At 29.9% G+C, this 25,743-nt stretch carries 23 protein-coding genes, 1 tRNA gene and 1 riboswitch; of the genes, 7 read left to right on the top strand and 17 right to left on the bottom strand.

Annotated features, from left to right (window positions below; genetic code table 11):
- Nucleotides 1–114: 114 nt before the first annotated feature.
- Nucleotides 115–1,599 (bottom strand): sensor domain-containing diguanylate cyclase, encoded by a 1,485-nt coding sequence (locus B3N22_RS09195; protein ID WP_286906479.1) that lies wholly within the window; start codon nucleotides 1,597–1,599, stop codon nucleotides 115–117.
- 177 nt (nucleotides 1,600–1,776) lie between these two features.
- On the opposite strand from B3N22_RS09195, the gene B3N22_RS09190 reads away from it, so the two are divergent.
- Together B3N22_RS09190 and B3N22_RS09185 are read left to right on the top strand one after the other, a co-directional pair.
- Nucleotides 1,777–2,184, top strand: a complete 408-nt coding sequence (locus B3N22_RS09190) for a hypothetical protein (protein WP_021800517.1) — start codon at nucleotides 1,777–1,779, stop codon at nucleotides 2,182–2,184.
- Between the two features lie 29 nt (nucleotides 2,185–2,213).
- Nucleotides 2,214–2,399, top strand: a complete 186-nt coding sequence (locus B3N22_RS09185) for a Spo0E family sporulation regulatory protein-aspartic acid phosphatase (RefSeq protein ID WP_021800516.1) — start codon at nucleotides 2,214–2,216, stop codon at nucleotides 2,397–2,399.
- Nucleotides 2,400–2,505: 106 nt separating this feature from the next.
- Here the strand turns inward: B3N22_RS09185 and B3N22_RS09180 are convergent.
- Nucleotides 2,506–2,580 (bottom strand) — tRNA-Trp (locus tag B3N22_RS09180).
- Between the two features lie 63 nt (nucleotides 2,581–2,643).
- Nucleotides 2,644–3,537, bottom strand: a complete 894-nt coding sequence (locus B3N22_RS09175) for a metal ABC transporter substrate-binding protein (protein ID WP_286906474.1) — start codon at nucleotides 3,535–3,537, stop codon at nucleotides 2,644–2,646.
- A gap of 176 nt (nucleotides 3,538–3,713) precedes the next feature.
- Between B3N22_RS09175 and tsaE the strand changes: the two genes are divergently transcribed.
- Genes tsaE through rimI form a run of 3 tightly spaced genes read left to right on the top strand, consistent with a single transcriptional unit; the run spans nucleotide 3,714 to nucleotide 5,331 of the window.
- Nucleotides 3,714–4,175: a tRNA (adenosine(37)-N6)-threonylcarbamoyltransferase complex ATPase subunit type 1 TsaE gene (tsaE, locus tag B3N22_RS09170; protein ID WP_286906472.1), complete on the top strand. Its 462-nt coding sequence runs from the start codon at nucleotides 3,714–3,716 to the stop codon at nucleotides 4,173–4,175.
- Nucleotides 4,172–4,876, top strand: coding sequence for a tRNA (adenosine(37)-N6)-threonylcarbamoyltransferase complex dimerization subunit type 1 TsaB (tsaB, locus tag B3N22_RS09165; protein ID WP_286906470.1), 705 nt, complete (start codon nucleotides 4,172–4,174; stop codon nucleotides 4,874–4,876). Before tsaE ends, tsaB begins: the two co-directional genes overlap by 4 nt.
- Nucleotides 4,876–5,331: a ribosomal protein S18-alanine N-acetyltransferase gene (rimI, locus tag B3N22_RS09160; protein ID WP_238906605.1), complete on the top strand. Its 456-nt coding sequence runs from the start codon at nucleotides 4,876–4,878 to the stop codon at nucleotides 5,329–5,331. Before tsaB ends, rimI begins: the two co-directional genes overlap by 1 nt.
- Before the next feature lie 93 nt (nucleotides 5,332–5,424).
- On the opposite strand, the gene B3N22_RS09155 is transcribed toward rimI, so the two are convergent.
- Entirely contained in the window at nucleotides 5,425–6,000 is a 576-nt protein-coding gene (locus tag B3N22_RS09155; protein ID WP_073022608.1) for an ECF transporter S component, read from the bottom strand.
- Nucleotides 6,001–6,110: 110 nt separating this feature from the next.
- Nucleotides 6,111–6,230, bottom strand: a riboswitch (FMN riboswitch).
- Between the two features lie 59 nt (nucleotides 6,231–6,289).
- On the bottom strand, nucleotides 6,290–8,458 hold the full coding sequence (locus B3N22_RS09150) for a Tex family protein (protein ID WP_286906466.1): 2,169 nt from the start codon (nucleotides 8,456–8,458) through the stop codon (nucleotides 6,290–6,292).
- A 129-nt stretch (nucleotides 8,459–8,587) separates the two neighbouring features.
- Between B3N22_RS09150 and B3N22_RS09145 the strand changes: the two genes are divergently transcribed.
- Together B3N22_RS09145 and B3N22_RS09140 are read left to right on the top strand one after the other, a co-directional pair.
- Entirely contained in the window at nucleotides 8,588–9,958 is a 1,371-nt protein-coding gene (locus B3N22_RS09145; RefSeq protein ID WP_286906464.1) for a M28 family metallopeptidase, read from the top strand.
- Nucleotides 9,959–10,211: 253 nt separating this feature from the next.
- Entirely contained in the window at nucleotides 10,212–11,294 is a 1,083-nt protein-coding gene (locus B3N22_RS09140) for an IS1/IS1595 family N-terminal zinc-binding domain-containing protein (protein ID WP_286906462.1), read from the top strand.
- Between the two features lie 193 nt (nucleotides 11,295–11,487).
- Here B3N22_RS09140 and B3N22_RS09135 read toward each other — a convergent pair whose 3' ends face one another.
- From B3N22_RS09135 to B3N22_RS09080, 12 genes are all read right to left on the bottom strand, one after another.
- On the bottom strand, nucleotides 11,488–12,885 hold the full coding sequence (locus tag B3N22_RS09135) for an FAD-binding oxidoreductase (protein ID WP_073022612.1): 1,398 nt from the start codon (nucleotides 12,883–12,885) through the stop codon (nucleotides 11,488–11,490).
- Between the two features lie 4 nt (nucleotides 12,886–12,889).
- Nucleotides 12,890–14,083 (bottom strand): electron transfer flavoprotein subunit alpha/FixB family protein, encoded by a 1,194-nt coding sequence (locus tag B3N22_RS09130; protein WP_286906459.1) that lies wholly within the window; start codon nucleotides 14,081–14,083, stop codon nucleotides 12,890–12,892.
- A gap of 13 nt (nucleotides 14,084–14,096) precedes the next feature.
- Nucleotides 14,097–14,885 carry an electron transfer flavoprotein subunit beta/FixA family protein gene (locus tag B3N22_RS09125; protein ID WP_286906457.1) on the bottom strand — a complete coding sequence of 263 codons (789 nt, stop codon included), beginning with the start codon at nucleotides 14,883–14,885 and terminating at the stop codon, nucleotides 14,097–14,099.
- 55 nt (nucleotides 14,886–14,940) lie between these two features.
- Nucleotides 14,941–16,464 carry an L-lactate permease gene (locus B3N22_RS09120; protein ID WP_286906455.1) on the bottom strand — a complete coding sequence of 508 codons (1,524 nt, stop codon included), beginning with the start codon at nucleotides 16,462–16,464 and terminating at the stop codon, nucleotides 14,941–14,943.
- Nucleotides 16,465–16,709: 245 nt separating this feature from the next.
- Nucleotides 16,710–17,396, bottom strand: a complete 687-nt coding sequence (locus tag B3N22_RS09115) for a FadR/GntR family transcriptional regulator (protein WP_238906612.1) — start codon at nucleotides 17,394–17,396, stop codon at nucleotides 16,710–16,712.
- Between the two features lie 98 nt (nucleotides 17,397–17,494).
- Nucleotides 17,495–18,602 (bottom strand): peptide chain release factor 2 gene (gene prfB / locus B3N22_RS09110; RefSeq protein ID WP_286906452.1). Its coding sequence is split into 2 segments (ribosomal slippage): nucleotides 17,495–18,529 and nucleotides 18,531–18,602, totalling 1,107 coding nucleotides; the frame shifts between segments, so codons are not numbered across the junction.
- 81 nt (nucleotides 18,603–18,683) lie between these two features.
- The gene (gene secA / locus B3N22_RS09105) at nucleotides 18,684–21,200 is read right to left on the bottom strand and encodes a preprotein translocase subunit SecA (RefSeq protein WP_286906450.1); all 2,517 of its coding nucleotides are present in this window, start codon (nucleotides 21,198–21,200) and stop codon (nucleotides 18,684–18,686) included.
- A 156-nt stretch (nucleotides 21,201–21,356) separates the two neighbouring features.
- Nucleotides 21,357–22,205, bottom strand: a complete 849-nt coding sequence (locus B3N22_RS09100; protein ID WP_286906449.1) for a DegV family protein — start codon at nucleotides 22,203–22,205, stop codon at nucleotides 21,357–21,359.
- A gap of 125 nt (nucleotides 22,206–22,330) precedes the next feature.
- Nucleotides 22,331–22,873 (bottom strand): ribosome hibernation-promoting factor, HPF/YfiA family, encoded by a 543-nt coding sequence (gene hpf, locus B3N22_RS09095; RefSeq protein ID WP_286906447.1) that lies wholly within the window; start codon nucleotides 22,871–22,873, stop codon nucleotides 22,331–22,333.
- A gap of 605 nt (nucleotides 22,874–23,478) precedes the next feature.
- Complete coding sequence (locus B3N22_RS09090) at nucleotides 23,479–24,057, bottom strand: SHOCT domain-containing protein (RefSeq protein WP_286906445.1); 579 nt, start codon at nucleotides 24,055–24,057, stop codon at nucleotides 23,479–23,481.
- 115 nt (nucleotides 24,058–24,172) lie between these two features.
- The gene (locus B3N22_RS09085; RefSeq protein WP_286906444.1) at nucleotides 24,173–25,255 is read right to left on the bottom strand and encodes a HigA family addiction module antitoxin; all 1,083 of its coding nucleotides are present in this window, start codon (nucleotides 25,253–25,255) and stop codon (nucleotides 24,173–24,175) included.
- Entirely contained in the window at nucleotides 25,233–25,574 is a 342-nt protein-coding gene (locus B3N22_RS09080; protein WP_286906443.1) for a hypothetical protein, read from the bottom strand. The genes B3N22_RS09085 and B3N22_RS09080 overlap by 23 nt, the downstream gene beginning before the upstream one ends.
- Between the last annotated feature and the right edge of the window lie 169 nt (nucleotides 25,575–25,743).

Here is a 25,743-nt window from a genome sequence, read left to right as displayed (position 1 = left end):
CAATTCTTCAATAGGGATTTTGGCTTTTCTACTATTTTTTAGCAAGCTATTTTTTAAAAGTATTAAACAAAAAGAGCTACCGATCAAGGTAGCCCTTCAAAACATTTTTTTCTATTATATCTTACAATATTTATCTTTATACATCTCTTCATCAGCCAAATGTATAACCTCTTCTAATGTAATTTGCATATTTGAATTATATTGATATACTCCATGACTTACTGTTATATCATAAGGTTTGTGGTTTGAATTATTTATATTTTTAAACTTAAGATTTATATCTGTCCATATCTTTTCAACTTCTTCTGAGGACTTATCTATAAAGGCAATTATAAATTCATCTCCACCAAATCTAAAGAGAATATCATCTTTGTTTATTTCACTTTTCAATACTTTACAAACTGTAGATATGTAATAATCCCCTTCTGAATGTCCATAATTATCATTTACATACTTTAACTTATTTATATCTATAAAGCATATGGTTAATTCCAAAAATTCTTTTGAATCTGAGGTAAGCTTTTTCTGTAATATCTCCATCCCTGTTCTTCTATTATATACTCCAGTTAAAACATCTGTGGTTGCGTTTTTTATTAATTCAGACTCCATCTTTTTTAGTTCTGTTATATCAGTCATTCCACAGAGAATACATTTTTCTCCTCTATAGTTAATAACCTCATAATTAGCAATAACCCATTTGCTTAAACCATCTTTGGTTTTATGTTCTAATATATAATTATATATATTACCTTCATTTTCTAACCTTTTTATAATATTATTTCTCTCTTCATTGTTAGAATAGAGGTCCTTTTCAGTTAAATTTTTACTTTCTTCTAAAGATATATCATAGAACTCCAGTATTTTTTTATTAACTTTCATGATTTTTCCATCCTTAAATCTTTCTATAATTAATGGATAAGGATTTATTTCAAATAATTTTTCTAAGTTGCTCTTATTGTAATAATCATCTTTTCTGAATCTATATGAAATAACTACTAATATATAGGCCATTATAACCATAATAGTTGAATTAATTTCTTTAGTTACAACTTCATATTTATCTTGCACAATTAAACTTAAACCTACTATAAATATAGCGTGATTTATAAAAAAAGTACAAAACATAAATATTGGTTCCAAAGGAAGTGCTGCTGCAACAAGGACACAAACTATAATATATGAATCTATATTCCCTGTAAGATATTGACTATTTAAAGATGACAACATCCCAACCAATAAAGTTGAAATTAAGTATATTTTAATAACAAAAGATATATGTTTATCCTTAACATTCCTATTCTTTTTTAAATAAAACTCATAAATACCTAAATATAAAAAACACCCTAAAATTATTATAAAATGCATAACTCTAAGATTTCTAAGATAATATGTACCCTCCAGCTCTTTAAAGGTTACAAAATCTATATAGACATAATAAGCACTCAAAATAATTATAGCTATACATACAAATTTTATTCTAAGTAAAATCAAGTTGTTATTTTCTTTTTCAAATTCCTTATTGACTCTATTTTTATTTTCATCTAAGTTATAGTCAATATTTCTTATATTGTAGCTAAAAAAACTCTTTATCCATTCCATAAAATCAATCCTATCTATCCAAGTAACTAGATTATAACATAGTACTATATTATTAGTAATATCCTATAATCCATTAAAAAAATCTTATATTTCTAGGATATATTGTAAATCAACTAGTTTACATATATAATATTATTATAGTACTATTTATTATCTTATGGAGGCTCGATTGTTTATATGAACATTTTAAAAGAAATTTTTAAAAAATTGTCCATTATAGAAGGCTTTTATGATTATATAAGAATTGTTGACCCCATAAATAAATTAGTCTTTGATTCAGATTCATTGGAATACTCTAATATACCTTGCTACAAGCATTTTGAAAATGAATCTCCATGCAAAAATTGTGTTTGCAGCAAAGCTCTTACTAACAATAATCTTTTCGCGAAATTAGAGAATAAAGGTAAAGAGGTTTTACTTATACTATCATGTCCAATAAATATAGATGATAGCATTTATATTGTGGAAATATTTAAAAGTTTAAATAGAGATATGTCTAATAAATTGCCTAACTTTAAAAGTATAGTGGATAAACTAAATGATACAACTGTTAATGGAGTCTTTGGTAATAATAACTCGCTTTAATACAACTATGCATACCCATGGAGGTGTATATGGATATGGATAAAATAGAAAAAAATCTATTTGAGCTAGATAAGTATATATCAGAAGTTAGAGATACCCTTAACGAAATTAGCGTTACTTGCGACGAGGAAGCTCCTCGCCTTCAGTTAAGTCAATACTTAGATGAGCTTATAGTAGAATATATGAAATTAAAAATGAATAAGATAGAAAAATAAACAAGCTGGATTTTCATCCAGCTTTTTTTGTTTTATTATTTAAAATTTATATCCCTATGCTTTTTTAAAACAAAAAATCCAACAGAATAATTCTGCTGGACATATATGGCAGGGGCAGTAGGATTTGAACCCACAACCAATGGTTTTGGAGACCACTACTCTACCGTTGAGCCATACCCCTAAGACACAATAGTTATAATATCATAATCCTAATTTATTTGCAAGATATTTATTAAATATTTTTTCATTCTAGCTTTTTAGTACCTAAAGTTAGGTTTAAACTTTTAAACAGCTCATCTATAGCCTCTTCTAAAGTATGGACGTAATCCTTATCTTCACTATAATACTTCACTTTTATTAAGTGAACATTATTTAACTCTAGAGTTTCTCTATATTTATCAATTTGTTTATCATCACTATATAACACTATCTTATTATGAGCTTTAGATTTTATAAGCTTATCTATCTTATTATTATCTAATGCTTGTACTTTACTGTTTATATATTTACTAAAATACTCTAAGGAATAGTCAGCATAATAGAAGTCTGTACTTTCTAAATTCTTAAGTACAGTTAGCTTATCTAGGTATGCTTCTTCAAAGCCCTTTATAACATCATTATAATTAGTCTCATAGTATTCTTTATTGTTAGGATCATAAGCTTGAAGCTCATTTTTAATATTAAATAAAGCTATCTTATAGTTTTCAAAGTCCATCCAATAATATGGATTTTCATTTCCACCTTCAACAGTTAATACCTTAGTCCCTCTTGAAATATCTACAACTGATACCTTATCTTTTTTTAAATCTGATATTAAATCAGTAGCCCAAGGTTCAAAATTTTTGCCTGTATATATAAATAAATCCATATTGGAAATATTGTTTATCACATCTTCATCAAAAGTAAAGCTTTTTATTTCTTCTTGGTCTTTCGCCAAATATTCTACGTTATGTTTATCTTTAACTAGCTCATTAACCATTAAATACACTGACTTATTAGATGTCATTATATTAAAAAAAGGTTCTCTAAGCTTAGTAGACTCATTTGCTTTACTAGATAAAGTCATCTTTGGATATATGGATAAAACTATAAATGCTATAAGATTTATAATTAACATCCCAAAGGTAATCTTTTTCATAATTTTCCTCCGACTTATTTACTTACATTTCTTATTGTATTACATAGTATTATTATATTCAAAGGATATTCCTAACATTTAATAAATTCTTAATTATTTCACTCTTTACTTCTTTTCTTTTTTTACGAAGTTGGATAGAATAGTAAGAAGATACTTTAAAGAAAAGGAGTTTACTTATGGAATTTATTGTTGATTCTGTAGAAAAAACTATGCACATTGGCTATATGCTAGGTGAATTAGCTAAGGCTGGTGATGTATTTTGTTTAACTGGAGATTTAGGAACGGGTAAGACCCATATTTCTAAAGGATTTGCTAAGGGTCTAGGTATATCTGAGCATATTACTTCCCCAACCTTTACAATTGTTAATGAATATAATAGCGGACGACTTCCGCTTTACCACTTTGATGTTTATAGAGTAAATGATTCTGATGAAATTATGGCTATAGGTTTTGATGAATATATTTTTGGTAATGGCGTGAGTCTAATTGAATGGGCTAACTACATAGAGGATATCCTTCCAGAAAATTTTGTCCACATAAGCATTAAAAAACTTCCGCACTTAGGAGATGAGTATAGAAAAATATCTATCAGACCTTATGGGGAAGGTTATTCGTACATAAAGGAGTTAAAACTATGAATATATTAAGTGTAGATTCTTCAACAGCTGTTGCAACTGTTGCACTTTTAAATGAAAATGGAGTTTTGGGTGAATATAATTTAAATTATCAAAAGCAACATTCTGTATTACTTTTACCTATGATTGAAACTTTACTTAAAAATAATAATTTAAAGATAAAGGATATAGATGGTTTTGTTATTTCTGAAGGGCCTGGTTCCTTTACTGGACTTAGGATAGGTCTTGCTACCATAAAAGGTATGTCATTAGGTATAAATAAGCCTTTTGTTTCTATTTCAAACCTAGATGGCTTAGCTTATAACGTATTTAACTTTAATGGTATTATATGTCCTGTTATGGATGCTTTAAGGGGTAATGTCTATACAGCTTTGTATAAGAATATAGATGGTAAGCTTACAAGACTTTCTGATTACCTTATTATTTCTCTTAAAGAACTTTCTGAAATATTAAATGAATATAATGAACAGGTTCTTTTTATAGGTGATGGAACAATAAAATATAAGGTGGAGCTTAAGGATTTAAAAAAGGAAGTGGTTTTTCCTCCTCTTCATCTTAATTACACAAGAGCTTCTTCTTTAGGAGAATTAGGTCTTGCTAGACTTTTAAATGGTGAAAAAGATGATATTAATAATTCAATACCTCTTTATTTAAGGAAATCCCAAGCTGAAAGAGAGTATGAAAGGAAATTAGGATTAGAGTAATGGATGAATTTAATTCTAAACAATTCACAATTGTAGACATGACTTCTGAACATCTTGTTGATATATGTGAGATTTCTATTTTTTCATTTCCCATTCCTTGGAGCTATGATTCTTTTAAGAGAGAACTAAAAAATAAATTAGCCTCTTATTTAGTTGTTATTATGGACAACAGAGTAATAGCTTATGGAGGTATATGGGTAATATTAGAGGAAGCTCATATTACTAATATAGCGGTTCATCCAGATTATAGATGCAAAGGTATAGGTGAAACTTTATTAAATGCGCTTTTAGATAAGGCCTATGCTAGAGGTGCAAAAGAAATAACTTTAGAGGTAAGAGTATCTAATCTTCCTGCTCAGTGGTTATACAAAAAATTAGGTTTTTCTGAAGAAGGAATTAGAAAAAACTACTATGAAGATAATAAAGAAGATGCTCTTATAATGTGGAAAAGATAAATGTCCTAATGTCCTAATATTATAATATTAGGACATTATAATATTAGGACAAATATAAAAACCCCGGAATATCCGAGGTTTTTTATTTTTAATCTAATATTTTACTGTTCTTATAGACTGTCTGTTTATTACTGCAATCACTGGTTTATATAGTAATACTGTTGCAGTTGATGAAATAGCTCCTTTTAAAATGTTAAATGGTACTGTTGCTACTGCAATAAAACTTCCTATGCTTCCACCTAAATCAACTTTAAAAACATTAACATACATAGGTAGTAATACAAAGTAGTTTAATAATACTGCCATTACAGTCATTGCTAATACTGATGAAACTAAACCTATTATTGCTGTCTTGAAAGTTCTATTTCTATTATATATAAATCCTGCTACAAACACCCAAGTAGCTCCTATAGCAAAGTTCGCAAACTCTCCTATAAACATTGAAGATGATCCTTTAATTAAGGTATAAAGAATATTTTTAATAAGTTCTATAACTATACCTGCTACTGGTCCTAGAGAAAAAGCTCCTATTAAAGCTGGAATATCAGATACATCAATTTTCAAAAATGGTGGAAAAAATGGTAGTGGAAAATCAAAATACATTAGTACAAAAGCTATTCCTGATAATAGTGCAATCCTAATTTGTTTGTTTAATCTTGAATCGTTCATTTATAATACGCCTCCTAAAGATATATCTTCCTGGGCAATATTAGGATAATAAAAAATAACAAAAACCCTGAATCATAAGATTCAGGGCATAATAACTAAGTAATCCTAATTACTACCTTCTTTCATCCAGACTATACTGTCGGCCTCGGAGTTTCACCGAATCATGCTAAAAAACTTAGCTCGCGGGCTATACCGCCGGTGGGGAATTACGCCCCGCCCTGAAGATAATTTAATTTTTTTCTTCTTGTCTTTATTATATATCCAAGTTTAATTTTTGACAAGATATTTTTTATTCTTGTGAAACATCCTTCATGGACAGGGATATTCTTTTTCTTTTTTCATCAACCTCTAGAATCTTAACTTTAATTATATCTCCTAATTTAACGATGTCTAGGGGGTGATTTACTCTTCTATTAGCCATTTGAGATTTATGAACTAATCCATCTTGGTGAACTCCTATATCTACAAAAGCTCCAAAGTCTGATACATTTCTAACAGTTCCCATTAATTCCATTCCAGGTTTTAAATCTTTTAAATCAATTACTCCTGATTTAAATATTGGCTTTGGAAGTTCTTCTCTTGGATCTCTTCCTGGTTTCTTAAGTTCTCCTACTATATCTTTTAATGTAGGTTCTCCTACATTAAGTCTTGCTGCAAGTTCTTTTATTCCTATTTCTTGAACTCTTCCTTCAATATCTGTTAAAGAAGCTTTTTTAAGTTCACCTTTCGAATATCCTAATTCTTTTATAAGATTGTTAGCTGTTACGTATGACTCTGGATGTACAGCTGTATTATCTAGAGGCTCGCTGCTTTCCATTACCCTTAAGAACCCTGCACACTGCTCATATGCTTTTTGTCCTAATCTTTTAACTTTTAAAAGTTCTTTTCTATTTTTGAATTTTCCATTTTCTTCTCTATATGCTACTATATTAGCTGCAATGGAGGTATTTATTCCTGATATATAACTAAGTAAAGATGGTGTAGCAACATTTAAGTCTACCCCTACCTTATTTACACAATCTTCTACTACCCCTTTTAGAGATTCATCAAGTTTTTTAACTGCCACATCATGTTGGTATTGACCTACTCCAATGGATTTAGTATCTATCTTAACAAGTTCAGCTAGAGGGTCTTGAAGTCTTCTTCCTATTGATATAGCACCTCTTATTGTTACATCTAAATCAGGGTATTCCTTTTGAGCAAGTTCTGATGCGGAATAAACTGATGCACCTGCTTCTGAAACTATGCAGTAATATACATCTCTACCTGTTTCTTTTTTGATTTCAGTAATCATTTCTGCAAGCACTTCTTCTGATTCTCTAGATGCTGTACCATTTCCTAATGATATTACGTCAACGCCATATTTATTTATTAACTCTTTTAAAACCTTTATAGTTCCTTTTACATCCTTTTTAGGTACTGTTGGATAAACTGTAGCCTTCTCTAAAAATTTACCAGTATCATCTAAAACAGCTACTTTACATCCTGTTCTAAAACCTGGGTCATATCCCATAACTACTTTACCTTTTATAGGGGATTGCATAAGTAAGGATTTAAGATTTTCATTAAATATTCTTATAGCTCCCTCTTCACCTTTTTCTGTTAATTCACTTCTTATTTCTCTTTCAATAGAAGGATATATAAGTCTTTTTAAGGAATCTTTTATGGCTTCTTCTAAATACTTATCTGTTTCACTATTACCTTTAAGTATTCTATTTTTTAGGTAAGTAATTATTTTTTCTTCATTAGCTACTACTTTTACATTTAATATTTTCTCTTTTTCCCCTCTATTTATAGCTAATATTCTATGTGAAGGTAAAAATCTTACAGGTTCTGAATAGTCATAATACATTTCATAAGGAGTTGGTTCTTCTGAACCCCCCTTTGTTTCAAGTACACCCTCTTTAAATAAGAATTCTCTAAGCCATTTTCTATAATCCGCATTGTCTGAAATTTGTTCTGCTACTATATCCATAGCCCCTGCTAATGCTTCTTCTTCATTTAAAACAGCCTTCTCTTCATCAACAAACTCTTTTGACTTATCTAGTAGATTCCCCTTAAATTCACCTGTGAATATAAGGTCAGCTAATGGTTTTAGCCCTTTTTCTAGAGCTATTGTTGCCCTAGTTCTTTTCTTAGGCTTAAATGGCCTATATATATCTTCAACTTCTGATTGAGTTTCTGCTTTTAATACTTTTCCTTTTATTTCTTCAGTTAAATTTCCTGTTTCTTCTATAATCCTTATTACATTTTCTTTTCTTTCATTAAGATTCCTTAAATAAGTTAATCTTTCAGAAAATTTTCTTAAAACTTCATCCGTTAACCCACCAGTAACTTCTTTTCTATATCTAGCTATAAAAGGTACAGTGTTTCCTCCATCTATTAGCTCTATTACACTTTCTACCTGCTTTAAACTTATATTTAATTCTTTACTTAATACATCATTAATGTTATTCATTTTCTCCTCCTAAAAATTTACTCCATATATTATTATAATAATAATCCTCATATAATCAAGTTTCCCCTTGTCATAGATTTTGGTTAAATATCATATGTATTTATATAGTTTTTACATAAGGGGTTTAACATGAAAAAATATATTTTGGCTTTTATAAGTCTCCTTTTCTTAACATTATTTTCAATCTCACTCTATTTTAAACTTACATACAAACCTTTTGATACTAATAATGTGTTAAATAATATAAAAGAGCTCTCTTCTTCTACATACGAAGGAAGACTTGCTGGAAGTGAGGGAAATATTAAGACCTCAGAATATATAATAAATGAACTTAAGAATAATTATATTCATAGCTATAATGATGATTATAGAGAAATGTTTAAAGTTAAGTCACCTAAGCTTATAAATGGTTCACCAAACTTAATCCTTAAATCCCCTGGTGGAAATGTATATAAGGAGTTTAAATATGGTGTAGATTTTAAAGAGGATTTATTGAATTTCAAGGAAAATACGTTCTCATTTGGTGAAAAATTTAGAGATAGTAAATTATATATTTTTACTCAAAGTATAGTAATCCAAAATTCGCAAGGTTCCTTTATGTTATATGTTTCTGACAATTCTAGTGATTTTAGAAGTTCATTTTTATATAACTCTCCTTGCAGTATGTATATTTCTATCACTAAAGACGTTTATGATGAAATCTTAGATAAACTTGGAGATGATTATACGTTAGATTGCTTCATACCTATGGAAGTTGTTGATACAAATATACCAAATATAGTTGGAAAAATTAAAGGAAGAGATTCTACTTTGCCTCCTCTTATATTATCTGCTCACTTTGATCACTTAGGAATTGATTTAGGTGGAAGCCTATATTCAGGTGCTTTAGATAACGCCTCAGGAATTTCTTTTTTATTAGAATTATCTAAGAATCTTGCTTCTTTACCTAAACCTGATAGAGATATAATTATTTTAGCCTTAAACGGAGAGGAATTTGGTTTACTAGGTTCTCAAGATTTTGCTACAAACAATTTAGATTCTATTAAGGAATCCAAATTAATAAACTTTGATATGGTTGCTTCAACTAAGGATACTTCTTTATCTATAATTTCAGGTAAATATGTGCGTAATTCTAAACTTATAGAAGACTTATCAACTATTTTAGAAAATGATAAAATCTACTATGTTAAAAAATTTGAAGATGTTTCAGATCATGCCCCTTTTAACTCTTTAGGTATAGATGGAGTTACTTTAGGCTTTGAGGATTATTCTAACATTCATACTCCTAATGATACTTATGAATATACTAGTCCATACGGGATTAATTTAACCTATGATCTTGTATATAAATATATACTATCTACTTATTATGGTGGTTTTACTTTCACAATTTATGACTCTAGACTTTTCTACGGATCTTTAGGGGGATTTCTGATTTTTTCATTTTTATCTCTATATTTAACTTATAAAGATTTAAAAACTAAGAACCTAAATAAATAGTTACAGGAAGAAGTACTACTAAAAACAACTTTTAAACATTAGTGGTACTTCTTTTATTTATATATTTTGATAACTGTCGATTTTTGTCTGCAAGGATTCTGTACAGATACTTCAACCGCATAGGACATTGTTGGAACAAAAAGTTGGTGGAGATATTTAGGACAATTGAGAATTTAGACTTATATTTAGTGATTTAATATAAGTTTAAAAGGTAATAATTCAAAGGAACAATCTTTTTAAGGAGATGAATTCTTTGAACCATGATAAAATTTTAGAGATAATTGATAAATATTTTTATAACAAATCTATTGAAATAAAAGAAGAATATATATATTCGAAGGAAGATATTAAAAATGCTGAAAATGTATTTAAAGTAGAAGTTAATAAAGATTGTCCTGTTTGTAAAAATAGCGAGAACGTAATTAAATATGGCAAAAGTAAAAAAGGAATACAGAGGTATAGATGCAAAAAGTGTTGTAAGAACTTTTCAGATATAACCGGCTCCCCATTAAGTTACAGCAAAAAACCAATAGATATGTGGATTAAGTACATGTTCTGTATAAAGGAAAAGCTTACGCTTAGGAAAATAGCAGAAATTCTAAATATTGACTTAAAAACTTCCTTTCACTGGAGGCATAAGGTTTTAAGTGTTATTGGTACTAAGATAATGAATAAAAAGCTTTTTAATATAGAAGTAGAGGAAATTAGACTAAAGGAGAGTTTTAAAGGAAATCATAGTATTAACAAGAAATTCTCAATAACCAGACTAGATAAGGAAAGCTATATGTTGAATGGACAAATTCTTAAAAGGGAAAATATAATAATACTAAACTGTAAAGATATAGAAGATAATAAGTTTATAAAGCCGTCTAGTAAATCATTTGTTAATAGAGAAATTCTACATACAATTTTAAAACCAATTATTGATGAAAAAAGCCGCTATATAGCTACTCCAAGAAACTGGACATATTTTCATTTTGCAAAGGACAATAATATGAAAGTTATTATAGATAGTTCAATGGGTTTTAATACAAAATATTTTGAAAAACTTGTAATTTTAAATACATGTGGTATGCATAATAAGGAACTTATAAAAAGAGGCAGAGAATTCAAGAGATTTCTTAAGAGTTTTCATAATGTAGCAAGTAAATACTTAAGTTTTTATATTAATTGGTTTGTTATAACTTTGGAGGAAACTAATATATCCCTTGGGCTTCTGAAAAAATTTATTACAGGGAAGAAGCAGCTAAGGGCAGAAGATTTTAAAATTGTGAATTATAGAGGAGATATTTTCAGAGATGCAAACTTCTGTGATGAGACTGTTTGTGAGTTTTAACAACTGTACAAATTTTACCAACTTTTATTTCCAACAATGTTATAAGAAGTTGAAGTAAGTATATAAAAGCCCATCATACATAAAACGACAAAGAATAGCTAATTAACATGCTATTCACAATGATACAAGAAAAGGACATCATGAGTAACTATTAACATAGCTATCACAATGTCCTTCTCTTACATTTCTATCACTATATAACCTTACCAGGGTTTAGAATATTGCTTGGGTCAAAGGCTTTCTTTATGCCTTTCATGATAATTAAGTTTTCTTCTGGTACAGCTTTTTTAAGATATGGTCTCTTAGCTAAACCTATACCATGTTCTCCTGAAACTTGTCCTTTTAATTCTCTTCCTTTTGCATACATATCTTCCATTACTTCAAGAAGTTTTTTATTCCAAGTTTCCTCATCTAAAGCATCTTTTAAGATGTAAATGTGTAAGTTACCATCTCCAGCATGCCCAAAACTTCTTATTCTTATTTCGTGTTTTTCTTCTAATTGATGTGTATATTTAATAAATTCTGCAACCTTATTTCTTGGAACTACAACGTCAACTTCATCCATTTCAGTTGTTGATGCTTTTATTGCTTCAAGGAAAGCTCCTCTAGCTGACCAAATAGATTCTTGTCTTTCTTCTGTATCTGATATAAGTACATCTAAAGCTCCATTTTCTAAACAAATATTAGCTACTTTTTCATAACTTGCTTCTATTTCTTCTTTGGAATTACCATCGAAGGTTAATAAAATATATGCATCTGATTGTGAATCAGGGAATTTCTTTCCTAAAAACTCTTCTGCTGCTACTATTGCAGCTCTTTGCATGAACTCTATAGCTGTTGGTATAGTTTTCGATTTTATTATTTTAGGTACAGTTTCAATTGCTCTATCTAAATCTGGGAATGGAATAAGTAGTGATATAGCCTTCTTAGGTAATGGTAATAACTTAAGTATAGCTTTTGTTACTATTCCTAGTGTTCCTTCTGCTCCTATAATTAGATCTTTAAGGGCATAACCAGAACTATTTTTAACTACTTTTCCTCCAAGATTTGTTACTTCTCCATTTGGAAGAACAACTTCTAAACCCCTAACAAAGTCTCTTGTAACACCGTATTTAACTGCTCTCATACCACCTGCATTTGTGCTTATATTACCACCTATTGTAGCTGTTTTTTCACCTGGATCTGGTGGGTAGAATAAGTCAAATTCCTCAACATATTTACCTATCTCCATAAGAAGTACACCTGGTTCTAATGTTAATGTTAGGTTTTCTTCATCTATTTCAAGAATTTTATTCATTCTTGATAAATCAATTACTATTCCACCGTATATTGGAACAGCGGCTCCAACTAGTCCAGTTCCTGAACCTCTAGGAGTAACTACAATATTATTATCATAAGCGTATTTCATAACCTTTGATACATCTTCAGTACATGCAGCTTGAACTACCAAATCAGGCATCTTTTTAACTGCTCCAAGCTCATCATGAGAATAATCTTCTCCTATTGCTTCTTTATATAAAACTCTTTCATCGTCATTAATCAATGCTTTTATTGCTTCATAATCATTCAATTCAATATTTTTATATTCCATGATATTAAGCCTCCTTTGATAACTTTATATTCTCAATTAATTGTGGTATTATTTCGTACATATCTCCTACTATTCCATAGTGAGCAACTTGGAATATTGGAGCTTTTTCATCCTTATTTATTGAGAATATAACATCTGATTTATTCATTCCTGCTGTAAACTGAACTGCTCCAGAAACTCCTAAGGTTATGATTAGTTTTGGTCTAACTGTTCTTCCACTTAAACCTACTTGTCTCTTAGCATCTGCCCAACCTGACTCTATAAGAGGTCTTGTAACAGCAACTTCTCCTCCTAATAGTTTTGCTAGTTCTTCTACCATAGCCAAATCTTTTTCTGTTTTAACTCCTCTACCAGCTACTACTAGAACCTCAGCATCAGATATTCCAGTTTCAGCTTCCTTTTTAAATACTTCTAATACATCTATATTTGAAGCTAATTTTTCATCTTCTATAGTACATTTTATGATTTGTCCATTTACATCTTCACTTCTCTCTGGTGCTAGCATAACCTTATATCTAACAGTTGCAAGCTGTGGCCTAGAGTTAGGTGTAATAATTTGAGCCATAATATTTCCACCAAAAGCTGGTCTTATTTGAACTAAATCAGTATTTTCCTTTATATCTAGCACTGTACAATCTGCTGTTAATCCTGTTCTAAATCTAGCTGCAATTCTAGGAGCTAAACTTCTACCTACTGTAGTTGCACCTACTAATATAGCCGTTGGTTTTACTTTATTTATAAAATCTTCAAAAGCAGCTGTATAAGGTTCAATTCTGAATTCTTTTAACTTTTCACTATCATATACATAAACTTTGTCTACTCCATAATGAAGTAATTCTTCAGCTTTATCCTCTATATCATGTCCTACAAATACGCAATAAACTTCTTGATTAACCTTAGCTGCAAGCTCTCTTGCTTTACCTATAAGTTCAAATGTTACAGGATGTATATCTCCCTCTACATGGTCAACATATACTCCTACTCCCTTCCATAAACTCTTATCTACTGAAGGTTTCTTTTCTCCTTCTACATATTCAAATGCGCCTTCTGGTCCTTTTCTTACACAAAGTCTACACATTTTGCAGCTTGCGTTTATCTCTATATTATTATTAACTATATCCATAGCTCCAAAAGGACATAATTTTATTGCCTCACTTTTATTATCAATTTTTTCGTTATGAACTACTAACTTTGCCATAATATTTCCCCTCCTATATAAATCTTAATTCCTTAAGAGTGTGTGACATCTTTTCTACTATTTTTTCACCGTCTTCTTTCCACATTTCTCTATGACTATTTACTTCTGGTGGAAAAATTCTTTCAACTTGGGTTGGTGATCCATTAAGTCCATATTTCATTTCATCTTTATCTTCAAATTCATTTAAAGATATCATTCTAATTTCTCTATTTTTTGTTTCCATTTTCTTTTTAAAGGAAGGTAATCTTGGCTGATTTATATCCTTTTCTACTGTTATTAAACAAGGGAATTTTATTTCTGCAACTTCAATTGTGTTTGGCATATCCATTTCTACAACTAAAGCATTGTCTTTGGTTTCTTTTATATTTCTTACATTAGATATATGTGGTATATTTAGGTACTCTGCCATTTCTGGTCCAACTTGAGCTGTATCTCCGTCTGTAGTTTGTTTACCACAAAGGATTAAGTCAAAGTCACCTAATTTTCTTACTCCTTGAGAAATTGTGTAAGATGTTGCTAAAACATCAGCTCCTGCAAATTTTCTATCTGATATTATTGTCCCCTCATCTGCTCCCATAGCATAAGCTTCCATTATTACATCTTTGGCTTGAGGAGGTCCCATAGTAATAACTTTTATTGTACCACCTAACTTTTCCTTAAGTCTTACGGCTGTTTCTAAGGCATATAAGTCATAAGGATTCATCTTTGTGTCTATTCCATCTCTTTTTAAAACTCCAGTAACAGGATCTACTTCTACCTTTGATGTTCCTGGCACTTGTTTAATACAAACAACTATATTCATTATATAACTCCTCCATTTACTAATATATTTATTAATAGGTTTTACCCTAGATTCATCAAACTCCTAATAGCCCTCTTCCAAAGAAAACTATTATTCCTAGTATTATTACATATACTAAACAAAACTTTAATGTTGTATTTAATATAGTTCCTTCTTTACCACTTAATCCAGTAGCTGCTGTTGCTACTGCTATGCTTTGTGGGGATATCATCTTTCCTGCTGTTGCTCCTACTGTATTAGCTGCTGCAAGCCAATAAGGACTTAAACCTAATCCATTTGCTGCTTCTACCTGAAGCCCTCCAAATAAAACGTTTGCAGATGTGTCAGAGCCTGTTACAAAAGTTCCTAATGCACCTATTATTGGAGATATTATTGGATAGAATGGACCTGTAACTGCAACTAAAACTACAGCTATTGATTTAATCATTCCGCTATATTGCATTACCTTAGCTAATGCTACGATAGCTAATATAGTTATAAATGATTTGCTCATTTGTTTTATAGTTTGTCCTAAAATTTTTGTAATTCCTCCGAATGATAGTCCTTGAATAAATCCAGCTATATAAGTAGCTATGATAATTAAGGTGCCTGGTGCTGAAAGCCATTGGAAAGTATATGCTTTTCCGCCTTCACCTGTATACAAATGTACAGATGTTTTTATTGATGATAGCGGTCCATTTATTGTTGGTATTAAAGGTGAAGTTACTAATATAAATGTAAACACTAGTATAAATGGTAACCATGCCATAATCCCTTCTTTTAAACTAACTTTTTCTGCATCTTCTTTTGCTTTATCTTTATGGAACATTTTTGCCCAAAGAATTGTTACTCCCATAGAAACAACTGATCCTAATATAGCTGGCAATTCAGCTCCTAAGTATTTAGCTATGAATATTTGCGGTAATGCAAATGATAATCCTGATATTAATGAAATTCCTAATACTCCTTTTATTGCCTTAACACTTTTTCCTGTTATCATAACAAGTGCTATAGGTACAACTACAATAAGTACAAATAATTGCAATGAAACTGTGTATGATAGCGGTGCTACATCTATTCCTGTAACATTTGCTAATGTTGAAACAGGTAGTCCAATTGCTCCAAATGCTGTAGGCGTAGTATTTGCCATAAGACATATTACTGCAGCAAATATTGGTTCAAATCCTAATGCTACCATTATACTTGCTGGTATAGCAACTGCTGTTCCAAATCCAGCTATGGCCTCTAGGAATCCTCCAAACCCCCAAGCAAGTATTAAAACTAAAATTCTCTTATCTGTTGTAATGCCTGTCATCATTTTTTTAATTGTTTCCATTCCGCCTGTATGAAGGGTTAAATTGTAGGTAAATACAGCTGCAATGATTACTATCATTATTGGCCATAATCCCATCGCAAATCCTTCTAACGTTGCTCCTAATGCATGCGGTACTGAAACTTTCCAAACTAAAACTGCTAATACTATTGTTATAACTAAAGCTACAGGGATTGCTTTGTATCCTGGTATTTTCAATACACCTAATGATACCATTAGCCAAATTATCGGCAACAGTGCCAATACAAATAACAAATAACTATTCATTTTTCTTCCCCCTTTCAATATTGGTATCACCAATATTAAAATTGGTATTACCAATATCTCTATTTATATTGTAAACATTTTCTTAACAAAATGAAAGATAAATCTAAAAAAAAACAAGCGTATTTAATATTTTTATTAAATAGGCTTGTTTTTTTAAGATATGCTATCAATAATTGCAAAAAATATAGTTTATTTTTAAATATACTCAAAATTTATTGTTAAAAATATAACTATTTTTCCTATAATTACATCTTAACTGCTTTTTTTATGAGTTCATAATGTTTATTCATAACATCAACTATCTCTTCTTCACTTCTATTTCTAAGTGCTAAATATATACCTTCATGTATTTCCATAAGTTCATCATTGCTTTTAAACAGATTAATTATCTGACTTCTATATTCTTTTATAGATGCTTCTATCAATACCGATATAACATTTAATACATTTATTATTAATTTATTTCCACTTATAGTTGCTACTAAGCTATGTAATTCTTTATCTAATACACTATTCCTTTCTTCATCATCAGTTTCTTTCATCTCACTTATAATTGCACCTAATTTATCTAATTCATAGTCTTTTACATTTTTTACAGCAAGCTTACAACATTCCATTTCTAAAATTTCTCTTAAATTAAATATATCCTTAGGGCTACTTTCTTGAAGCATAAACATAACTGATAATGGCTCAAATAAAGACTTTTCAAAATCATTTTTTATATAGTTTCCAGCCCCTTGCTTGCTTTCTATAAGTCCTATAACCTCTAATGCTCTTATAGCTTCTCTTACAGATGTTCTTGATACTTTTAAATTCTCTGCAAGTTCTCTTTCCGTTGGAAGTTTGTCTCCTGTTTTTAATTCTTTTCTGAATACTTTATCTTTTATATAATCAATAACTATTTTATATGCTTTTGTATTTTTTACTTCCATACTTTTTCCCTCATTTCATACTTTATATAATCTATTATATACTAAAAGGTGCTGGAAAAAATTAAAAATCCTTCAACACCCTTTAAGTATTTATTAATTTAGTTTTCGCTTAATTGTGCCAAAAATATGTTTATGAATTCCTGAATATCTCCATCCATTACACCACTTACGTTTGAGGTTTCATAGTTTGTTCTATGATCCTTAACCATAGAATAAGGATGAAATACATAAGATCTGATTTGGCTTCCCCATCCCATATCCTTAAGCTCACCAGTTAAGTCTTCTATTTTATCCTTATGAGCTCTTTCTTTAAGTTCAACCAATTTAGCTTTAAGCATACTCATTGCAGTTTCTCTATTTTGTATCTGGCTTCGTTCATTTTGACATTGTACTATTACCCCTGTAGGAATATGAGTTATTCTTACTGCAGAGTCTGTTGTATTAACATGCTGTCCACCTGCTCCACTAGCCCTATAGGTATCAATCCTTAAATCTACTGGATTTATTTCTATGTCTTGCTCTTTTGTAAGCTCTGGCAATATTTCTACTGACGAAAAAGAAGTTTGCCTTTTACCATTAGCATTAAATGGTGATATTCTAACTAGTCTATGAATTCCTTTTTCTGCTTTTAAGTATCCGTAAGCATATTCTCCCTCTACTCTTAGAGTTACACTTTTTATTCCTGCCTCATCACCTTCTAAGTACTCTAGTGTTTGAAGTTTATATCCCCTCTTGTCACAATAACGTGTATACATTCTAAGAAGCATTTCTGTCCAATCATTTGCATCAGTTCCGCCAACCCCTGTATGAAGAGTTAGTATAGCATTATTTCTATCATACTCTCCTGAAAGAAGTATTTGAATCTTTAGATTTTCTATTTCCTTAGATATACCTTTAACTTCTCCTATTATCTCTTTAGGAGTTTCTTCATCATCATCTTCTAACAATTCAAATAATATCTCAACATCTTCAACTCTCGTATTTAAAGAACTAAAATAATCTAATTTATCTTTTATTCTTTTAGCTTCTTGAGTTATTTCTCCAGCTTTATTAACATCCTCCCAAAAAGAGGTTTCCTGCATTTTAAATTCTAGTTCTTCAAGCTTTTTCTTTAATCCACTTAGGTCAAAGTGAAGCCCCCATTTCTTTTAAATTTTCTTTTATTAGTTTTAGTCTGCTTATAGAATTTTCTAACTCTAATATCATAAAAAAATCACCACTTTCTTCATTTCTTTAATAAAGGAAAAAATTCAGACATGCTGAATTTTTCCTAGATGTTACTATATATTATATAGAAGTTCTTCCGTGACAGTTTTTATATTTTTTGCCTGATCCACATGGGCAAGGATCATTTCTTCCTACCTTTTTATCTTTTTTTACTGGTTCTTGTTTAAGATCTTCTGGTTGTTCTCCATGAGATGCTCCAGTTTCTTTTATTACTCTTTCTCTTTCTGGTTTCTTTTCAACTCTAACATGGAATAATAACTTTATAGTTTCTACCTTTATGTTTTCTATCATTTCTTCAAACATTGCAGAACCCTCAAATTGATATGCTTGAGTTGGATTTTGTTGTTTATATGCTCTAAGCCCTATACCTTGTTTTAAGTGATCCATACTATCTATATGATCCATCCACTTAGTATCAACTACTCTTAAAAGAACTACTCTTTCAATCTCTCTAATTTGTTCTTCTCCAAATTCGAGTTCTTTTCCTTCATATATGTCTTTAGCTTTTTTAAGTATAGCTTCTTTTATTTCATCATTTGAAAGTTTAGCTAATGTATCTACATCAAAGCTTCCATGTGGTAAGAATATTTCTTCTAAATAAGCAAGCAATTTCTTGATTTCTTCTTCTATTTTATCTGTTGCATTTTCTAAGTGAGCATCTACAGATCCATCTATAAGTTCTTTTAACATATCTTGAACTTGTTCTTTAAGATTTTCACCTTCTAAAACTTCAGATCTTTGTTTGTAGATAACTTCTCTTTGCATATTCATAACATCATCATAGCCAAGTAAAGTTTTTCTTATATCAAAGTTATTTCCTTCAACTTTCTTTTGTGCATTTTCAATAGATTTTGAAACCATTTTACTCTCAATAGCTTCATCATCAGTAAATCCAAACTTCTCTATCATTGGTGTTATTTTTTCTGCACCAAATATTCTCATTAAGTCATCTTCTAATGAAATATAGAATCTTGATGATCCTGGATCTCCTTGTCTTCCTGCACGTCCTCTAAGCTGATTATCTATTCTTCTAGATTCATGTCTTTCAGTACCTATTATCTTTAATCCACCTACGTCTGTAACACCTTCTCCAAGTTTAATATCAGTACCTCTACCAGCCATATTAGTAGCTATTGTTACTGTACCTCTTTCACCTGCATGAGAAACTATTTCAGCTTCTTGCTCATGGTATTTAGCATTTAATACTCTATGAGGAATTCCTTTTCTCTTTAAAAGTTCAGATAAAACTTCTGATTTTTCTATACTTACTGTACCTACTAGAACAGGCTGACCTGTTTGATAAGTTTCTGTTATTTCTTCTACTACAGCTAAGAACTTACCTTTTTCTGTTTTATATACTACGTCAGGTAAATCTTGTCTTGCTATAGGCATATGTGTAGGTATTACAATAACGTCTAGGTTATATATTTCTCTAAACTCCAATTCTTCTGTTAAAGCAGTACCTGTCATACCTGATAATTTATCATACATTCTAAAGTAGTTTTGGAATGTAATAGTTGCTAAAGTTTTTGATTCTCTCTCAACTTTAACGCCTTCTTTTGCTTCTATAGCTTGGTGAAGACCATCTGAATATCTTCTTCCTTCCATAAGTCTTCCTGTAAATTCATCAACTATTATAACTTCTCCATCTTTAACCATGTAATCTTTATCTCTTTTCATTACATAATTAGCTTTAAGAGCTTGAGTTATGTAATGTTGAAGTTCTATATTAGCTGCATCTGCATAGTTATCAACTTTGAAAGCACCTTCAGCCATTTCAACACCTGCTTCTGTAAGCATTGCTGCATTAGCTTTTTCATCTATTGTAAAATGCTCTTCTTTATTTAGTCTTTTTACGAAATAATCTGCTATTTTATAAAACTCTGTAGACTTTTCCCCTGCTCCAGAAATTATAAGCGGAGTTCTAGCTTCATCTATTAAAATTGAGTCAACTTCATCCACTATGGCAAAGTTTAACTTTCTTTGAACTCTTTCTTCTTTATAAATTACCATGTTATCTCTTAGGTAATCAAATCCATATTCATTATTTGTTCCATAAGTTATATCAGCTGCATAAGCAGTTCTTCTTTGATCATTGTTTAATCCATGAACTATTACACCAGTAGTTAATCCTAAAAATTCATAAACTTTCCCCATCCAGTCTCTATCTCTTTTTGCTAGGTAGTCATTTACTGTTACAATATGAACCCCATTACCTGATAAAGCATTTAGATAAGCAGGAAGTGTAGCAACAAGTGTTTTACCTTCCCCTGTTTTCATCTCTGAAATTCTACCTTGGTGTAAAACTATACCACCAATTAATTGTTCTCTATAATGTTTCATTCCAAGTGTTCTAGAAGCTGCTTCTCTAACAACTGCAAAGGCTTCTGGAAGTATATGATCTAAAGATTCCCCATTTTGTACTCTTTCCTTAAACTCATCTGTTTTTCCTCTAAGTTCATCATCACTTAAAGCTTCCATAGCCGCTCCTAATGAATCTATCTTATCTACAATAGGTCTTATCCTTTTTACTTCTCTCTCACTATAATTTCCAAATAACTTATTTAGTAATCCCATTAATCGATCCTCGCAATCTATATTTTATTTACCGATACACTTTATAAATTATATCACTTATTTATTATAATAATCAACCAAAAACCTTTAAGTATAGTATTTTTAGAGGTTTTTGGTAAAAAAATAAAACCTCCTAATATAAGAAGGTCTTATTTTCTATTCTTTTTCTACTAAAACAACCCCTACGAGTCCTGGTCCACTATGAACTCCTGATACAGGGCTGATATCTCCACCATAATTAACAGAGCTTACATTATCTATTTTTTCAAATTGATCTATCATATATTTGCAATCCTCATCTGAGCAACCATTTAATACAATTATATCATGCTCTTTGTCGTTAACAATCTCTTTAACTATATTAACCATTTTATTTAATGATTGTTTTCTACCTCTTACCTTACTATGAGTGAAGTATCTTCCCTCATCATCCACAGCTACAATTGGCTTTAAATTCAATAAATCTCCTATGGTTCCGGATATTCTACCGATTCTTCCACCCTTTCTTAAATATTCTAATGTTCCAACTACAAAAAATAATTTAACCTTTTTCCTTAATTCAGGCAATATATTTTTTATATAGTTGAAGTCTTTTCCTTGTTCTATAAGTTCTGCACATTTTTTTACAAGTATTCCTTCTCCCCAAGATATAGTCTTAGAATCATACACAAAAGATTCAATATTATCATGGTTTTCACTTACAAGTCTTAAAGCATTACTAATTCCAGATAATCCACTTGATAATGTTATAGCTATCGCATGGGTATATCCTTCCTTCTCTAACTCATCATATAGGTCTTCCATATCTTGAGCTAATGGTAATGAGGATGTTGGAATTTCTTTTTCAAAGTTATCATAAACTTCTTTCGGAGTAATTTCATATTTATCTTTATACTCACGATCCTTATATATAATTCTAAAAGGTAGAATTTTTATATTGTACTTTTCTATAATATCTTGAGGCAAATCACTAGTTGTATCTGTTATTAATGCAATTTTCTCCATTGGTTTCCTCCTAAAATGTTTATGCTACAATTATATCATTATTGATAACCTTATCAATAGCTATATAGTTTTTTTAAGAAAAATAAAATATTTTTAGACATAAAAAAAGAGCTTTTCAGCTCTTTTTAATACATTTCTGGTTCAATCAGACCATATTGTCCGTCTTTTCTCTTATATACAACATTCATATCGTTTGATTCAGAATCTTGGAATACAAAGAAGTTATGCCCTAAAAGTTCCATTTGTAGAATTGCTTCTTCAGTTGACATTGGTTTAACACTAAATCTTTTAGTTTTAACTACATTAAATTCTTCGTCATTATCATCATTTTCTGCTGCTACTTCATTAAATGATGCATATCTTAATGAATCAGCTCCATGATTTCTTCTAGAAAGCTTTGTTCTTTGTTTTCTTATTTGTCTTTCTAACTTTTCTTCTACTAAATCTATAGATTTATATAAATCATCTGTTGCTTCTTCTCCTCTTAATATAACTCCATTAAAAGGAATAGTAACTTCTATTATTTGTCTATTTTTTTGTACACTTAAGGTTGCCCTTGCCTCTACTTCTGGGTTAAAGTATTTTCCAAGCTTTGATATCTTTTTTTCTACTGTTTCCTTCAAGGCCTTTGTTAATTCAATATTTTTTGCTATTACAGTTACTTTCATAAAGTCAACCCCTTCCACCCTTAACTATTAATTAGTTAAGAACCTGTTTGTTATAAACATTTTACAGCTTATTCTACATAATTTCAACTCGTTTTTTCTGAATTTACAGAATATTAAGAGAGTTTTTCTTCTTCAATCTTCTTCATACTTAGTTATTCCCTATATTACATCTTTATGTATATGTTTTCATTGGCTTTTTAATTATAATTTATTATCAAAATATATATTTAATATTTTTATATTTAAAAAAACAAAAAAAAAAAGTCCTAAAAGACTGTTATACCGCATGATATATTGTATTGAGACTAGCTGACCTGGTCTTTGACCCCACACTCGCCTTTTGTCTAAAATGATTTTATAGATTTAGTTACCTTATGCTAAAGCCAGTGTTTTCAATGGTTAACCCCCTATAGCTTAAAATAGGATATTTACACTATATTCTGACTAGGTTGTTAATTAGTAGTTAAATAGAAAACGAGATGAAATCTTAATTTAAAGATTTCACCTCCATCTATTTATTGTATATTAATTCATATTTAAAACATTATTATTCAAAAAAAATATATAAGCTCAACTGAATATATCCTTAATGTATAAACTCAAATTTATATTCTCTCAAGCAACTCTCTTTTCTTCTGACTAAACTCTTCATCTGATAGTATTCCCATATCTTTTAAATCTGCTAGTTTTTTAATTTGTTCCGGAATATCTATAGATTTACTCTCTCCAATTACTTCATTTTTTTCTTTTATAATAGGACCATTATTTTCAAGAATTTTCAGCATAGCACTTTTAGCAGCTTCAACAACTACTTTCCTTGATTGTATATCAACTTCTATACTTCTATGATTAGAAAATATCTGTATAACACCTATTTTACTTAATCTATATGATGCTATTTCTTCTTTATATATTTGTTCAATGTGTCCACCTAAATATCTATTAGCGTGGAAAACTCGCCTTGGCGTAATTACAAATATACCAGGATTTTTATTTTTAAGATCTAAATGATTAGCCTTGAATTTATCTTTTTCACTAGTTGTTGATATATTTGCGTTACCTGGATATATGAACAAAACTTCTTCATTAGGAGATAAATACTCCTCTGCACACTCATATTGACCTTTAAATCCAAACTTAGGCAATTTCAAACTCTTAATTAAATCCTCAATATCTTTTCTCATAGCTCTCCCCCATAAAATATGTATAAGTAAAATATACCATAATATAGTAAGTTTTTATATAGAAAAACCCTCCGAGTTTGGAGGGTTAATTATTTCTATTATACAGATTCCTATTCTAATTTGATGAATAGACAATTTTAAAACCAGGTCTTAAATTATTGAAATTCATATAATCTATCAACTTATCATGAAGTAATCGACCTACTAATATGCATGGTGCTATTCCTAGGTCTTGCGCATATACTAAAATTTGAAACTTACTTTGATAATCATAGTTTTGAACAAAGTAATCATATTTCTCTTTAGGAATTAGATAGTCACTTGCAATCAAATCAGCTTCATCTTCTTCAGTATCCGTTTCACAATTAATATGAAATTCCTTCTTTGTGTGATGTATTAGATGTGCTAACTCGTGGAAAAATGTAAACCAAAAAATATCAGCTTTTCTTCCACGTACACTTAATGCTAAGACTGCTTTATCATGCTTCCATATAGTTGCTCCCTGAATGTACGTCTTTGGCAAAGATTCAACCAAGACCAAAGCTACTCCACAATCAGAACATAGTTGCTTCATCTTAGGATAAAAAACCTCTGGATCTTCTAATGTGAGTTTTCTGAATTCAGGTATTAACTTTCTTAACTTTGTCTTGTTAAATTCAGATACTTCTACTTTATTCCCTTGTATCTCAGCTTTCCTTAACCAAGCTAGAACTCCAAAATCAGATATAGAATTATTTGTTTTCCCTTGTCTAAAGCTTACACTATACGTATTTTTTATTAATCCTAGTGAAGCTACCCCAAAATAATTTCTAGTATTCATAACTCTTTCATTCTTATCTTTAGTAGGCTCTACCCAGCCAAACTTGCTCATCTCATTGTAAGGAATATCTTTTAAAATTTCTAAATCCACATTAATTTCTTCAAGGCTCTTCAATCTAGCCTTGTCTAATTGATATCCTGATTCTAAATCCATCCAAAACTCTGCACTAGGACCAATAACAACTTCTAACTTCAATGCAGTATCATAAGTTATTGGTGCTGAGCCATTTATTATATTACTTAAATGTTTAGGAGTAATTCCAAGTCTAGCAGCAAGCTCTAACTGATTCATACCTAGAAACTCCATATTCTCCCTAATAGTTTCACCTGGAGGTATTGCAATAATCGGCATAAAATTATTTTCCTTTTTGCTTACCATGATAATCAATCACCTCCTCAATTCTTACAATGTTAATACCTTGCAAATCATTTAAACTTACTCCACCATCAACCAAAGGAGTAAACACTAATCTAAATGGGTGAACTAAATCCACAGCATACTCATCTGCTCTTTTTCCATCAAGTCTATGAAGTCTAGCAGCTGGCAGTTTCTGTATGTCTAATAAGTTTTTAGCTCTATTTAATTCCATAACTCTTTGAGTTAATTTGCGCCCCATTATAGAACCATATTCCTTTTGTGCTACAGCAGGGTTTTCACATTGTTTTTTTATCTTATTTGTCTTAAACTCTAATATCATTATATGCTAGTATCCCCCATTTAGTCAATTTTTATTAACCTATCAAGTTAATTTTTTCATTATTTTTATACTATTTTTTGAGTTATATGTAACTATTCTAACATATTTTTTATATTTTTTGTCATTAAATCCAATATTTTATGATAAATAGTCAAGTACCACCGGCTCA

Origin of the sequence: Clostridium sp. UBA1652 (assembly GCF_002320975.1) — a bacterium.
Lineage (GTDB): Bacteria > Bacillota > Clostridia > Clostridiales > Clostridiaceae > Clostridium_T > Clostridium_T intestinale.
The sequence above is the reverse complement of the archived record's forward strand: the minus strand, read 5'-3'. Positions and strand labels throughout refer to the sequence as shown.

Bases quoted from the DNA above. Each gene is read 5' to 3' on its own strand.
- tsaE (WP_286906472.1), top strand. From the start codon at position 3,714: ATGGAATTTATTGTTGATTCTGTAGAAAAAACTATGCACATTGGCTAT.
- B3N22_RS09130 (WP_286906459.1), bottom strand. From the start codon at position 14,083: ATGGCAAAGTTAGTAGTTCATAACGAAAAAATTGATAATAAAAGTGAG.
- B3N22_RS09155 (WP_073022608.1), bottom strand. From the start codon at position 6,000: ATGAACGATTCAAGATTAAACAAACAAATTAGGATTGCACTATTATCA.
- B3N22_RS09145 (WP_286906464.1), top strand. From the start codon at position 8,588: ATGAAAAAATATATTTTGGCTTTTATAAGTCTCCTTTTCTTAACATTA.
- B3N22_RS09080 (WP_286906443.1), bottom strand. From the start codon at position 25,574: ATGATATTAGAGTTTAAGACAAATAAGATAAAAAAACAATGTGAAAAC.
- secA (WP_286906450.1), bottom strand. From the start codon at position 21,200: ATGGGATTACTAAATAAGTTATTTGGAAATTATAGTGAGAGAGAAGTA.
- B3N22_RS09175 (WP_286906474.1), bottom strand. From the start codon at position 3,537: ATGAAAAAGATTACCTTTGGGATGTTAATTATAAATCTTATAGCATTT.
- B3N22_RS09100 (WP_286906449.1), bottom strand. From the start codon at position 22,205: ATGGAGAAAATTGCATTAATAACAGATACAACTAGTGATTTGCCTCAA.
- B3N22_RS09115 (WP_238906612.1), bottom strand. From the start codon at position 17,396: ATGGAAGTAAAAAATACAAAAGCATATAAAATAGTTATTGATTATATA.
- B3N22_RS09150 (WP_286906466.1), bottom strand. From the start codon at position 8,458: ATGAATAACATTAATGATGTATTAAGTAAAGAATTAAATATAAGTTTA.
- B3N22_RS09185 (WP_021800516.1), top strand. From the start codon at position 2,214: ATGGATATGGATAAAATAGAAAAAAATCTATTTGAGCTAGATAAGTAT.
- tsaB (WP_286906470.1), top strand. From the start codon at position 4,172: ATGAATATATTAAGTGTAGATTCTTCAACAGCTGTTGCAACTGTTGCA.
- hpf (WP_286906447.1), bottom strand. From the start codon at position 22,873: ATGAAAGTAACTGTAATAGCAAAAAATATTGAATTAACAAAGGCCTTG.
- B3N22_RS09085 (WP_286906444.1), bottom strand. From the start codon at position 25,255: ATGGTAAGCAAAAAGGAAAATAATTTTATGCCGATTATTGCAATACCT.
- B3N22_RS09120 (WP_286906455.1), bottom strand. From the start codon at position 16,464: ATGAATAGTTATTTGTTATTTGTATTGGCACTGTTGCCGATAATTTGG.
- B3N22_RS09190 (WP_021800517.1), top strand. From the start codon at position 1,777: ATGAACATTTTAAAAGAAATTTTTAAAAAATTGTCCATTATAGAAGGC.
- B3N22_RS09125 (WP_286906457.1), bottom strand. From the start codon at position 14,885: ATGAATATAGTTGTTTGTATTAAACAAGTGCCAGGAACATCAAAGGTA.
- B3N22_RS09195 (WP_286906479.1), bottom strand. From the start codon at position 1,599: ATGGAATGGATAAAGAGTTTTTTTAGCTACAATATAAGAAATATTGAC.
- B3N22_RS09090 (WP_286906445.1), bottom strand. From the start codon at position 24,057: ATGAGAAAAGATATTGAGGATTTAATTAAGAGTTTGAAATTGCCTAAG.
- rimI (WP_238906605.1), top strand. From the start codon at position 4,876: ATGGATGAATTTAATTCTAAACAATTCACAATTGTAGACATGACTTCT.
- B3N22_RS09135 (WP_073022612.1), bottom strand. From the start codon at position 12,885: ATGGAATATAAAAATATTGAATTGAATGATTATGAAGCAATAAAAGCA.